The organism is Streptomyces sp. NPDC093018, from assembly GCF_040684035.1.
GTDB classification, from domain to species: domain Bacteria; phylum Actinomycetota; class Actinomycetes; order Streptomycetales; family Streptomycetaceae; genus Streptomyces; species Streptomyces murinus.
The window spans coordinates 101,261-112,925 of record NZ_JBFBFF010000010.1 but is presented as its reverse complement, the minus strand read 5'-3'; the positions used below and the strand labels follow the sequence as shown (position 1 = coordinate 112,925).

Annotated in this window: 12 protein-coding genes; 4 read left to right on the top strand and 8 right to left on the bottom strand. The window is 70.7% G+C overall.

What is annotated here, in order from left to right; all coding sequences use genetic code 11:
* Nucleotides 1-181: 181 nt before the first annotated feature.
* The 6 genes from cbiE to AB0N90_RS22740 form a co-directional block, all read right to left on the bottom strand.
* Nucleotides 182-1,405 (bottom strand): precorrin-6y C5,15-methyltransferase (decarboxylating) subunit CbiE, encoded by a 1,224-nt coding sequence (gene cbiE, locus AB0N90_RS22765; protein ID WP_361680054.1) that lies wholly within the window; start codon nucleotides 1,403-1,405, stop codon nucleotides 182-184.
* 94 nt (nucleotides 1,406-1,499) lie between these two features.
* Complete coding sequence (locus tag AB0N90_RS22760) at nucleotides 1,500-2,138, bottom strand: GNAT family N-acetyltransferase (RefSeq protein ID WP_361680057.1); 639 nt, start codon at nucleotides 2,136-2,138, stop codon at nucleotides 1,500-1,502.
* Between the two features lie 140 nt (nucleotides 2,139-2,278).
* Nucleotides 2,279-3,109 (bottom strand): MetQ/NlpA family ABC transporter substrate-binding protein, encoded by an 831-nt coding sequence (locus AB0N90_RS22755; RefSeq protein ID WP_365199311.1) that lies wholly within the window; start codon nucleotides 3,107-3,109, stop codon nucleotides 2,279-2,281.
* Nucleotides 3,110-3,226: 117 nt separating this feature from the next.
* Nucleotides 3,227-3,991, bottom strand: a complete 765-nt coding sequence (locus AB0N90_RS22750; RefSeq protein ID WP_361680063.1) for a methionine ABC transporter permease — start codon at nucleotides 3,989-3,991, stop codon at nucleotides 3,227-3,229.
* On the bottom strand, nucleotides 3,988-5,022 hold the full coding sequence (locus AB0N90_RS22745; protein ID WP_358670141.1) for an ATP-binding cassette domain-containing protein: 1,035 nt from the start codon (nucleotides 5,020-5,022) through the stop codon (nucleotides 3,988-3,990). The genes AB0N90_RS22750 and AB0N90_RS22745 overlap by 4 nt, the downstream gene beginning before the upstream one ends.
* A gap of 395 nt (nucleotides 5,023-5,417) precedes the next feature.
* Complete coding sequence (locus AB0N90_RS22740; protein WP_365199306.1) at nucleotides 5,418-6,062, bottom strand: HAD-IA family hydrolase; 645 nt, start codon at nucleotides 6,060-6,062, stop codon at nucleotides 5,418-5,420.
* A gap of 70 nt (nucleotides 6,063-6,132) precedes the next feature.
* Here AB0N90_RS22740 and AB0N90_RS22735 point away from each other — a divergent pair, with 70 nt between their 5' ends.
* Together AB0N90_RS22735 and AB0N90_RS22730 are read left to right on the top strand one after the other, a co-directional pair.
* Nucleotides 6,133-6,492: a hypothetical protein gene (locus AB0N90_RS22735; protein WP_037651124.1), complete on the top strand. Its 360-nt coding sequence runs from the start codon at nucleotides 6,133-6,135 to the stop codon at nucleotides 6,490-6,492.
* 2 nt (nucleotides 6,493-6,494) lie between these two features.
* A complete protein-coding gene (locus AB0N90_RS22730; protein WP_361680071.1) occupies nucleotides 6,495-6,914 on the top strand; it encodes a hypothetical protein in 420 nt (139 codons plus the stop codon).
* An 18-nt stretch (nucleotides 6,915-6,932) separates the two neighbouring features.
* Here the strand turns inward: AB0N90_RS22730 and AB0N90_RS22725 are convergent, their stop codons facing one another.
* Both AB0N90_RS22725 and AB0N90_RS22720 read right to left on the bottom strand, forming a co-directional pair.
* Nucleotides 6,933-7,430, bottom strand: a complete 498-nt coding sequence (locus AB0N90_RS22725; protein WP_365199302.1) for a GNAT family N-acetyltransferase — start codon at nucleotides 7,428-7,430, stop codon at nucleotides 6,933-6,935.
* 184 nt (nucleotides 7,431-7,614) lie between these two features.
* Nucleotides 7,615-8,796, bottom strand: a complete 1,182-nt coding sequence (locus AB0N90_RS22720; protein WP_365199591.1) for a glycerophosphodiester phosphodiesterase — start codon at nucleotides 8,794-8,796, stop codon at nucleotides 7,615-7,617.
* Between the two features lie 282 nt (nucleotides 8,797-9,078).
* On the opposite strand from AB0N90_RS22720, the gene AB0N90_RS22715 reads away from it, so the two are divergent.
* Both AB0N90_RS22715 and AB0N90_RS22710 read left to right on the top strand, forming a co-directional pair.
* Nucleotides 9,079-9,843, top strand: a complete 765-nt coding sequence (locus AB0N90_RS22715; RefSeq protein ID WP_361680333.1) for a lysophospholipid acyltransferase family protein — start codon at nucleotides 9,079-9,081, stop codon at nucleotides 9,841-9,843.
* Between the two features lie 147 nt (nucleotides 9,844-9,990).
* Entirely contained in the window at nucleotides 9,991-11,658 is a 1,668-nt protein-coding gene (locus tag AB0N90_RS22710; protein WP_365199299.1) for a multicopper oxidase family protein, read from the top strand.
* Nucleotides 11,659-11,665 lie beyond the last annotated feature (7 nt).

Sequence of the window (11,665 nt, the reverse complement as noted above, 5' to 3'; positions counted from 1 at the left end):
CGTTGCGCCGTCGCGACAGCATGATCCGCGACAGGCCGCTGTGGACTACGCCACGTTGCGCGTCCACGGGTTCGCCGTACCACCCCGACCCAAAACGGGCGTGCGTTCCGGACATTGGCGAACGAAGTTCCGGGCCACCGGTGCGGTACAACGATCGGCCAGCCTACCGCGCGCGGTACGACTACCGGATCACGGGGCGATCGGACAGTACGCCGCTGAGCAGGAACGCGACGTTCCGTTCGGTCTCCCGCCAGGCCCGGGTGTCGAGTTCGACGGACTGGAGCAGGGCGCACTCGACGCGATATCCGTGCTCGGTCAGGTCGCGGCCGACGAGTTCGGCCGCGTCGCGGGTCGCGGCGTGGGCGACGATGCGCTGCGGGCGCCGGTCGGCGACCGCCGAGACCACGGCCGCTCCCCCGCCGCCGACCCGGACCACATCGGGTTCGGGCAGGTCCTCCAGGACATGCGGGGCGCTGCCGTGCACCACCTGGAGCTGGACGCCGTAGCGGCGGGCGGCGCCGTCGGTGCGGGCGCAGGCGGCCGGGTCGCGGTCGACGGCGATGACGGCGGCGCCGGCGCGTGCCGCCTCGACGGCGAACGCGCCGGAGCCGCAGCCGATGTCCCAGACGAGGTCGCCGACCCGGGGCCCGAGGCGGGCGAGTTGGGCGGCGCGCAGCAGCTCGGTCTCGCCCTCGCCGAGCGCGGTGCCGTCGCCGTACGCCTCGTCGGGCTGGACCCAGCCGCGCGGGCCGGTGCCCGGGTCGCGGCCGGCGATCCAGCCGCCGTCCTCGGCCGCGCCCACCGGGCCGCCGATGACGATGACGACATTGGGGTCGCGCCAGGTGTGGTCGGGGGCGTTGTCGGAGGTGACGACGGAGACCTGTTCGCGTTCGGTGCCCAGTTCCTCGCAGATGACGAAGGTGCGGTGGACGCCCGCGAGGAGGAGGCCGAGTTCGGCGGGGCCCGCGCCCGGTGAGGTGAGGACGGCCACCTTGGCGTGGGCGCGGCAGACGTTCACGGCCCGGCGCAGGGTGCGCGGGTGGGCGACGACGACCTGGGCGTCGTCCCAGGGCATCCCGGCCCGGGCGAAGGCGGCGGCGACGGAGGAGACGCCGGGGACGACCTCCACCTCCAGGCCGAACTCCGGTGCGCGCAGGGTGCGTACGACGCCGAAGAAGCCGGGGTCGCCGTCGGCGAGCACGACCGCGGTGCCGCGGTGGCCGGCGATCCGGCGGGCGGCGAGCGCGACGCTGCCGAGCCGGATGCGTTCGGCGAGGGGCGGGACCTCGGGCAGTGCCAGATGGTGGGCCGCGCCTGCCACGAGGGTGGCGGCGCCGAGCGCGGAGCGTGCCGCCTCGGTCAGCGGCGAGCCGTCCCAGCCGATCACCGTGACCCGGTCGGCCATCGTCGTCCATCTCCAGGTTTTCGCAGGTCGTCAGGGGTACGAGGCCCGTGGGCGGGCTCCGTGAGGGTACCCGGTCGGGCGGCCGTGGCGGGGATCAGTTCCAGTCGGCGTACGACGTGAAGCCGCTGGTGTCGGCGAGCTGCTCGTCGGCGCCCTCCAGGTCCTCCGGCAGCAGGCTCCACACGATGAAGTCGGTGCGCAGATCGGCCCAGCCGTCGTCCTCGGTGCGTACATGGACTATGCACGCGTTGCGCAGCACGCCCTCGCTGATGCAGCCGATCTTCTGGGCGACCTGCTGGGAGGCGGTGTTGTCGGCCGCGGTGCGCAGCTCGATGCGCTCGAAGCGCTGGTCGCCGAAGAGCCAGCGGGCGGTGGCGAGCGCGGCCTCGGAGGCGTAGCCCTCGCCGCGGGCCCAGGGGGCGACGATGTACGACAGCTCGGTGGCGCGGATGCGCCAGTCGGTGCGGGTCAGCCGGACGATGCCGACCAGGCGCTGGGTGAGGAACTCGGTGACGGCGAGGTCGAGTCCGCGGCCCGCGGCGCGTTCGGCGGGCGCCTGCTCGCCGATCCAGCGCCGGGCGCCGGCCTCGGTGAACGGCTGGGGCACATCGGTCCAGGCGGCGACCTGCTCGTCGTTCATCATCTCGGCCAGCGCGGGTACGTCGTCCTCGTCGAGGGGGCGCAGCACCAACCGCTCCGTGCTGATGGAGATGTTGGGGAAGGTGCTCGTCATGCGCCGCTCCGTAGCCTTCGTAAGTACCTGCTGAACTGCCCAGCATGCAGCATGAAACCACTGAACCGCACGACGGGGTCCACTCCCGGTGAGGGAGCGGACCCCGTGCGTCGCGGTGCCGTGCGCTGCCGGTGGCCGGATCAGAAGGACGGGATGACCGAGCCCTGGTACTTGTCCTCGATGAACTTCTTGACCTCGGGCGAGGTGAGGAGCTTGGCGAGCTTCTTGACCCGGGGGTCGTTCTCGTTGCCCTTCTTCACCGCGAGGAAGTTGCCGTAGGGGTTGTTCTTCGCGGACTCCAGGACGAGGGCGTCCTTGGCGGGCTTGAGGCCCGCGGAGATGGCGTAGTTGCCGTTGACGACCGCCGCGTCCACGTCGTCCAGGGAGCGCGGGGTCTGGGCCGCCTCGACCTCCTTGAACTGGAGGTGCTTGGGGTTCTTGGCGATGTCCTCGGGGGTGGCGTCGTTGCCCGCGCCGGACTTCAGGGTGATGAGCCCGTTGTCGGCGAGCAGCTTGAGGGCGCGGCCCTCGTTGACGGCGTCGTTGGGGACGGCGACGGTCGCACCGCTCTTCAGCTCGTCCGCCTTCTTGACCTTGTGGGAGTACAGGCCGAGAGGCTCCAGGTGCACCGTGACGACGGGCACGATGTGGGTGCCGCGCTTCTTGTTGAAGTCGTCCAGGTACGGCTGGTTCTGGAAGTAGTTGGCGTCCACCGAGCCGTCCTCGGTCGCCGTGTTCGGCGTGATGTAGTCGGTGAACTCCTTGACCTGGAGGTCGAGCCCGGCCTTCTTCGCGAGGTTCTTCTCGACGAAGTTCAGGATCTCGGCGTGCGGGACCGGGCTGGCGGCGACGACCAGCGGCCCGCTGTAGTCGTGGGAGGCGGAGGACTTGCCGGAGCCGCAGGCGGTCAGCCCGAAGGTGAGGGCTGCGGCGGCGAGGACGGCGGTGGTGAGCTTGGCGGTGTTACGCACGAAAAGTGCCTTTCCTTATGGGTGGTGCGACCCCGGATGAGGGGGTGTGGCGCGGAGCGCCTCGTTGAGGGGTGGTGGTCGGGTGACGGGTGGGCGACGGGGAGTCTGGGGGTGCTGCTAGGCGGCCTTGGTGACCTCGGCCGGGCCCGGATCCTCGGTCTTCTCGGACTTCTCGGTCTCCTTGGCCTTCAGCAGCCGCAGCTTGGGCGCGGGGCCCGAGCGGCCGCCGCGGTGGTGCAGGGCGCGGGCCGCGAAGTCGCCGGCGAACTGGATGAGGGAGATGACGACGGCGAGGATGCCGACGGTGATCCACATCAGCTCGGTCTCGAAGCGCTGGTAGCCGTAGCGGACGGCGAGGTCGCCGAGGCCGCCGCCGCCGACCGTGCCGGCCATGGCGGAGTAGCCGATGAGGGCGATGACCGTGGTGGTGGTGCTGGCGATCAGGGAGGGCAGGGACTCGGGGACGAGCACCTTGCGGACGATGGTCCAGGTGTTGCCGCCCATGGACTGCACGGCCTCCACGAGCCCGCCGTCCACCTCGCGCACGGCCGTCTCCACCAGGCGGGCGAAGAAGGGGATGCCGCCGATGGCGAGCGGTACGACCGCCGCGGCGGTGCCGATCGTCGTCCCGGTGACCCAGCGGGTGAAGCTCATCAGGGCGACCATCAGGATGATGAACGGCAGCGAGCGGCCGACGTTCACGATCTGGCCGATCACCTTGTTGGCGACGACGTTCTGGAGCAGGCCCCCGCGGTCCGTGAGGACGAGGAGGAGGCCGAGCGGGAGGCCCACGACGATGGCGATCAGGGTGGACCAGAGCACCATGTCGAACGTCTGGGAACACGCGTCCGACAACAGCGGCTGCATCTCGGACCAGGTCACTTGGCACCTTCCTTCACCAGTGCGGACTCCTGGCCCACGACGTCGATCTGGAGCCCCTGCTCGCGCAGGAAGCCGATGGGCACCACGTTGTCCTCGTAGTGGCCGGGCAGTTCGATGCGCATCCGGCCGATCTGGAGCCCGCCGACGGTGTCGATGGCGGCGCCGAGGATCGAGATGTCGATGTTGTAGGTGCGCGACAGCTGGGAGATGACCGGCTGGGTCGCGGCCTCGCCGTGGAAGGTGACGTCGAGGACGGTGCGCTCCGCGCCGGTGCGTTCGCCGCTCACCGGGAACAGCGCGGCGGCCAGCTGGGAGCCGGGGGTCGCCAGCAGCTCGCTGACCGTGCCGGACTCCACGATCCGGCCCTTCTCCATCAGGGCGGCGGAGTCGCAGATCGACTTGACCACGTCCATCTCATGGGTGATGAGCAGGACGGTGAGGCCGAGCTGCCGGTTCAGGTCGCGCAGCAGCTGGAGGATGGCGCGGGTGGTCTCCGGGTCGAGGGCGCTGGTGGCCTCGTCGGAGAGCAGCACCTTGGGGTCGCCGGCCAGGGCGCGGGCGATGCCGACGCGCTGCTTCTGACCGCCGGAGAGCTGGGCGGGGTAGCTCTTGGCCTTGTCGGCGAGGCCGACCAGGTCCAGCAGTTCCAGCGCCTTGCGGGAACGTTCCTTCCCGGAGGTGCCGAGGATTTCCAGCGGCAGCTCGATGTTGTCCTGCACGGTCCGCGAGGACAGCAGGTTGAAGTGCTGGAAGACCATGCCGATCCGGCTGCGCGCCCGGCGCAGTTCCCGGCCCGCGCGCGGGCCGCGGCCGGCCAGGGCGGTGAGGTCCTGACCGGCGACGGTCACGGTGCCGGAGGTGGGGCGCTCCAGCAGGTTGACGCAGCGGATGAGCGAGGACTTGCCGGCGCCGGACTGGCCGATGACGCCGTAGACCTCGCCCTCGCGGACGTGGAGATCGACGCCGTCGAGGGCGGTGACATCGCGGCCGCGGGAGCGGTAGACCTTGGTCAGGCCCGATGTGGTGATCACAGGATTTCCGTCACTGTCGAGTGCGCGGGCGCGGGTGTGCCCGGGCACGGGTGCGTTGCGTGCGTTCGTGGGGTACGCGGCACGGTTCTCGGGTGGCGGTGCAGCGGAGAGAACGTGGTGTGCGCGGTACGGCCCTCGGGTCCCACTCGCCCGGGTAGGGGCGCGGGACGGGCCGCGGCTCTCGCTTCGGGGCGCGAGGCTCAGGTGGTGCGGGGGCCCTCTAGAAGGCGCACATTCGACACGGACACAGACAAACAGCACCGGGCGCGATGGTCGCCTCGGTCGCAGGGATGCGGCTGTTCGTCGTGGTCATGCGGCCCAGTAAAGCAGAAGCCCGCCGGGGAGCGGTGGCCGCCGTCCGCATAGTGGACAGCGGCGGACACCTCGGGGCGGGCTCAGTCGCGGACGGAGATCTCCACTCCCCCGTCGGTGACCAGTGCGCGCAAGGCCGCGAGGTCGTCCACGACCAGGTCGGCGTCGAGCTCCTCGGCGCGGTGGGTTGTGGCCAACGCCACGGTCCGCATGCCGGCCGCGCGGGCCGCGCGCAGTCCCGCGGGGGCGTCCTCGAAGACCACGCAGTCGGCCGGGTCCGCGCCGAGCTGCCGGGCGGCCAGCAGATAGGGCTCCGGGTCGGGCTTGCCCCGGCTGACGTCGTCGGCGCTGACCAGGCACTTCGGGGTGACATCCACGGCCGCGAGGCGGGCCTCGGCGAGCCGGCGGGTGGCGGAGGTGACTACAGCCCAGCGGTCGGCGGGCAGCGGCTCCAGGAACTCCCGGGTGCCGGGCAGCAGCCTTACGTCGGACACGTCCGCCACCTCCAGCTGCTCGACCCGGGCGACGGCCTCCGGCACCAGGTCGGCGGGCAGCAGATCGCCGATGATCTCGGCCGCGGTACGCCCGTGCAGCTCCACCTGTCCGAACTGTTCGGCCGTCACGCCGTACTCCTGGGCCCAGAGCGTCCAGCAGCGCACGACGGAGTCGTAGGAGGAGACCAGGGTGCCGTCGTTGTCGAACAGGAGAGCGTGCGCGTGGATCGTCATGGCCTCGACCCTACGGCGTACGGCGGGGTCGGCGGCGTTGACCCGATTCCGCCGTAATAAGGTCGACCGCATGCTCACTGTCCTGACGCTGGTGACCGGGGTCGCCGCGCTGCTGCTCGCCGCGTGGTGCGGCTGGGCCGCCTATCGTGACCAGCCGACGAAGGACTGGCACTTCATCGGTATGGCCGTGGTGTCGCTGCTGGGCGTGATCCAGCTGGTGATCGGGATCGTGCAGCTGGCGCGGGGCGAGAAGCCGGAGCAGGGGACCGCGATCTTCGTGGCGTATCTGCTGGGCGCGTTCGCGTGTGTGCCGGCCGCGGGGTTCATGTCGCTGGCCGAGCGGACCCGATGGGGTTCGGTGACGGCCGCGGCGGGCGGCGTGGTGCTGGCCGTGCTTCAGGTCCGGCTCTTTGACATCTGGGGAGGCTGAGGATGACGACGGTCGAGGAGAAGCCGGCCCGGTTGATCAGCGGGCCGGGAATGCTGCTCGTGTGGTTCTACGGCGTGATGGTCGTCGGCGCGGTGTCGCGTTCCGTGTACCAGATCGCGACGGACTTCGGACGGGCGCCGCTCGCGTACACGCTGTCCGCGGTCGCCGGGCTGATCTACGCGTTCATCACCTACACCTTGGTGCGGGGCGGGGACGTGGCCCGGCGGGCGGCGCTGCTGTGCTGCGGGGTCGAGTTGGTGGGGGTGCTGCTCGTGGGGACGTGGACGGTGGCCGATCCCTCGGCGTTCCCCGACTCCACGGTGTGGTCCGACTACGGGATGGGCTACGTGTTCATTCCCGTGCTGCTGCCCATCTCCGCGATGTACTGGCTGCGGAAGGCGCGGTCGCAGGGGGCCGGTTGAGTCGCGGGGGCGCGCCGCTCACGCCGTAGCCACATACGTGGCCGCCGCCTTCTCCAGCACGATCAGGTCCACCCCGTCCGTTCCCTTCGACCGGCCCACCGGCTCGTAGCCGACGCGGCGGTAGAGGCGGAGGTTGCCCTCGCTGCGGTGGCCGGTCCGGAGGCGGAAGAGGGTGGCGCCGCGTGCCCCGGCCAGGTCGGCCTCGGCGGCGCGCAGCAGCCGGGCGCCGATGCCGTGGCCCTGGAGGCGGGGGTGGACGCAGAGGCGGGCGATCGCGGCGGAACCGTCCTCGGTGATCCTGCCGCGTACGGCGCCGATCACCTCGTCGCCGAGCCGGGCGACGAAGACGCAGTCGACGCCGATCTCGCGGCGGACGGCGTCGAGGGTCTCGACGAGCGGGTCGATGCGGTAGTTGCCGTACAGCTGCGCCTCGCTCTGGAAGCACAGGTACTGGAGGCGGAAGATTTCCTCCGCGTCCTGTTCGGTCGCCACCGAGATGGTCACGCTCATGCCCATGTGCGCATGCCTCCCGCTCACCTGATCATCTGTTGTCCCCCACACTCCTATCCCCGCGCTCGACGGGAAGCAACCTTCGTCGCACGGGGACGCCCTGTGACATAGCCGACTCCCCGCGATCTCCCGGCGGAGCGGGGCCTTCCGGGAGATCGCGGGGGCGTCGACACGGCGACAGACGCGCGGGTCAGCCCAGGAAGTCGGCGCGGGCCAGGACGCCGGTGTCGGCGTTGTCGGTGAAGACGCCGTCGATGCCGGTCGCGAAGTACGCCTTGAAGGCACCGAACGGGTCGCCGTAGCCGTCGGCCGCGCCGCCCTTGCGGAACTCGGTGGGCAGGAAGGGGTTCTCGTTGCGCATGGTGTAGGGGTGCAGGATCAGGCCGACCCGGTGCGCGTCGGAGACCAGGGTGGAGGGCTCGGCGAGGGAGCCGTCCGCCTTCTTGGGGATGACGAGGTCCAGGGTGGGGCCGATGCCCTGGGCGTAACCGGCGATCTCCCGCAGGCCCTTGGGGGTGATCAGGTCGGCGACCGTGCGCGGGTCACCCGTCTCCACGAAGTCCCAGGGGCGGCTGTCGGCCGTGGACAGCAGCACCACCAGCGGGTTGTCGACCAGTTGGTTCAGCCGCTGGATGCTGGTGGGCTCGAACGACTGGAGGATCACCGGGGAGTTGCGGGTGTCCTTGCCGTGCTTGCGCAGCAGCTTGGCCACCCGCTCCTCCAGGGCGAGGCCCAGCTTGCGGAAGTAGGTGGGGTGCTTGGTCTCGGGGTAGATCCAGACCTGCTTGCCGCGCTTGCGGGTCTGCTCGTCCTGCCACTTCAGGACTTCCTCGAAGGTGGGGATCTCCCAGCGGCCGTTGTAGAGCTTGTTGTGCGGCCGGTTGTCCGGGATGCGCTCGATCGCGCGCAGCGTCTTCAGCTCGGCGAGGGTGAAGTCCTCGGTGAACCAGCCGGTGGTGGGGACGCCGTCGAGCACCTTGGTGGTCTTGCGGCCGGCGAACTCGGGGTGGTCCGCGACATCGGTGGTGCCGCCGATCTCCGGTTCGTGCCGGCAGACCAGATGGCCGTCCTTGGTGGGGCACAGGTCGCCGGCCTCGACGATGTCGGCGCCGAGGTCGAGGGCCAGCTCATAGGAGCCGAAGGTGTGCTCGGGGCGGTAGCCGCTGGCGCCGCGGTGGCCGACGATGGTCGGCACCGGCAGGCCCTTGAGCCCGCGCGCGGTGCGCTTCGCCGCCGGGTTCTCGGCCGCCCGGGCGGTGCCGGACAGTCCGAGGACCGCGCCGCTCGCGCCCAGCATCGCGGCGCCGAGGAGCGCCCGCCGTCCCGTGACCTGCGTCTGTGGCTGCGTCTCGGTCGTACGCTCGGTTCCCATGGCGGCCTCCTGCCGTCTTCTGTCTTCGCTCATCAGTCCGATGCTCATCAGTCCGGGAGATCGTAGGGGCGCACACATGACAGACGGGCGGCTTCGCGTCGAACTCGCGGGTGCCGGCGTATGGCCCGTGCGTGCGGGCAGGTGACGGGGTGTCGCGTACGGGGACCAGGCGAGCGATGTCCGTCACATCGGCACAAGGGCGTTACACGCCGTCCGCGGCACGTCACCGCAGGTAAACCCATGTCAACACTTCGTAAGACCTCGGTGAACCGCTCGTCCCCGATGTGCGCTCGCGGCGAAGCCGCGAGTAATGTCCTCACCTGCACAGACCCACATCGCACAGATTCATACCGCCCCCTGACATCGGAGGACCCGTTGTCCCGCTTCCGCCTCATCAAGGCAGTGCTCGGACCGATCATGCGCCTGATGTTCCGCCCACAGGTGGAGGGCGCGGAGAACATCCCGGGGGACGGACCGGTGATTCTGGCCGGAAATCACCTCACCTTCATCGACTCGATCGTGCTTCCGGTCGTCACGAAGCGTCAGGTGCTCTTCATCGGCAAGGACGAGTACGTCACCGGCAAGGGCTTCAAGGGCCGGCTGATGGCGTGGTTCTTCACCGGGGTCGGCATGATCCCGGTGGACCGGGACGGCGCGAACGGCGGTGTGGCGGCGCTGATGACGGGTCGCCGGGTCCTGGAGGAGGGCAAGGTCTTCGGGATCTACCCGGAGGGCACCCGCTCCCCCGACGGCCGCCTGTACCGGGGGCGTACGGGCATCGCCCGGCTGACCCTGATGACCGGCGCGCCGGTGGTGCCGTTCGCGATGATCGGCACCGACAAGCTCCAGCCCGGCGGCAACGGCATGCCGCGGCCCGGCAAGGTCACCGTCCGGTTCGGCCCGGCGATGGAGTTCTCCCGCTACGACGGCATGGACCGCGACCGCTATGTGCTGCGCGCCGTCACCGACTCCGTGATGGCCGAGGTCATGCGGCTGTCCGGGCAGGAGTACGTCGACATGTACGCCACCAAGGCGAAGGCCGCCTGAGTCCCACGCAGCAGATGGCCGCGGGCCGTTCCGGTTGTACCGGGGCGGCCCGCGTTCGTCCGTCTGCCGGTGTGAATCTGCCCTGGGGCAGGGTCATTCGGCCTACGCCCCCGAGCGCATGATCCACAGAACATGTCTTATTCAGACATGGATACACCTTCGCGGCGAACCCTCCTCCGTGTCCCGCTCGCAGCCGCCGGCGCGGGTTTCCTGGCGGCCTGCGGCTCCGGTTCGGGGCCCGAGACCCGCTCCGGTCCGCATCACCCGGACACCGGACCCCTCGGGGCGGGCATCGAGGGGAACTTCGTACCGGCGGGGCCCAAGGGGTACGTCAACCCGTCGGACCCGGAGGTGCTCGCCGCCGAGCGCAAACGCGGGGCGGGGCGCGTGCGCACGTACCGGTTCACCGCCGCGGAGACCAAGCTCGACCTGGGCGGGCGCTCGGTGCGCACCTGGGCGTACAACGACACGGTGCCGGGGCCGCTGGTCCGGGTGACCGCGGGCGACATCCTGGATCTGACACTCGCCAACCGGCTGCCGACCACCACCACCCTGCACTCCCACGGGGTGCGGCTGCGCTGCGACATGGACGGCGTCCCGGATCTGACGCAGCGCCCGATCCCGGCCGGCACGGACTTCCGCTACCGGTTCAATGTGAAGCACCCCGGCACATATCTGCTCCACTCCCACGTCGGGATGCAGCCGGACCGCGCCCTGTACGCGCCGCTGGTGGTGGACGATCCCAAGGAGACGCTCGCCTACGACAAGGAGTGGGTCGTCGTCCTGGACGACTGGCTCGACGGCGTGGACGGCTCCACCCCCGACAGCGTGCTCGAACAACTCAAGCCGGGCGGCTCCGGGATGGCCGGCATGGGCATGGGCCCGGAGCACCCGCACGCGAGCGGGAGCCCTTCCCCGAGCCCGCGCGGATCGGCCAAGGCCAAGCCGGCGCCGTCCATGAAGGCCGGGGGCGGCCCCAACCGGGTGCTGCACGACTCCCACAGCCGCATGCTGGACGGCGACGGCGGCAGCGTCGACTACCCGTACTACCTCGCCAACGGGCGGCTGCCGCACCACCCCCAGGAGTTCCGCTGCCGTCCCGGCGAGCGCATCCGGGTGCGCTTCGTCAACGCGGGCTCGGAGACGGCCTTCCGGGTCTCGCTCGGCGGCCACGCCATGACGGTCACCCACACCGACGGCTACCCGGTGCGGCACAAGGAGACCGACGCGCTGCTCATCGGGATGTCCGAGCGGTACGACGTGCTGGTGACCGCCAAGGACGGCTGCTTCCCGCTGGTCGCGCTGGCCGAGGGCAAGAAGGGCAACGCGCTCGCCGTCCTGCGCACCGACAAGGGGAAGAACCTTCCGGCGCCGAATGTCCGCCCCGATGAACTGGACGGCGAGTGCGTGCCCGCGCGACGGCTGCGGCCGGCCGACTCGGTGGCGCTGCCCGAGCGGCACCCCGACCGCCAGCTGCGCATCAAGATCACCGGCAGCATGGCGAAGTTCGACTGGGGCTTCGACCACAAGCCGTACGACGTCCGCCAGCGGCACGAGATCCACGCCGGCGAGCGGGTGCGGCTGACCCTCATCAACGCGACGGACATGTGGCACCCCATGCATGTGCACGGGCACACCTTCGCGATGACGGGCCTGGACGCGGTGGGCGCGCGCAAGGACACGGCCCTGGTGCTGCCGCACCGCAAGCTGGTGGTGGAGTTCGACGCGGACAACCCCGGGCTGTGGATGGTGCACTGCCACAACCAGTACCACTCGGAGAGCGGGATGATGACGGTGCTCGGCTACAAGCGGTGAAAGCGAT

Excerpts from the sequence above, each read along its gene's own strand:
- cbiE (WP_361680054.1), bottom strand. The coding sequence starts at position 1,405 with ATGGCCGACCGGGTCACGGTGATCGGCTGGGACGGCTCGCCGCTGACC.
- AB0N90_RS22760 (WP_361680057.1), bottom strand. The coding sequence starts at position 2,138 with ATGACGAGCACCTTCCCCAACATCTCCATCAGCACGGAGCGGTTGGTG.
- AB0N90_RS22740 (WP_365199306.1), bottom strand. The coding sequence starts at position 6,062 with ATGACGATCCACGCGCACGCTCTCCTGTTCGACAACGACGGCACCCTG.
- AB0N90_RS22735 (WP_037651124.1), top strand. The coding sequence starts at position 6,133 with ATGCTCACTGTCCTGACGCTGGTGACCGGGGTCGCCGCGCTGCTGCTC.
- AB0N90_RS22730 (WP_361680071.1), top strand. The coding sequence starts at position 6,495 with ATGACGACGGTCGAGGAGAAGCCGGCCCGGTTGATCAGCGGGCCGGGA.
- AB0N90_RS22725 (WP_365199302.1), bottom strand. The coding sequence starts at position 7,430 with ATGGGCATGAGCGTGACCATCTCGGTGGCGACCGAACAGGACGCGGAG.
- AB0N90_RS22720 (WP_365199591.1), bottom strand. The coding sequence starts at position 8,796 with ATGGGAACCGAGCGTACGACCGAGACGCAGCCACAGACGCAGGTCACG.
- AB0N90_RS22715 (WP_361680333.1), top strand. The coding sequence starts at position 9,079 with ATGTGCGCTCGCGGCGAAGCCGCGAGTAATGTCCTCACCTGCACAGAC.
- AB0N90_RS22710 (WP_365199299.1), top strand. The coding sequence starts at position 9,991 with ATGGATACACCTTCGCGGCGAACCCTCCTCCGTGTCCCGCTCGCAGCC.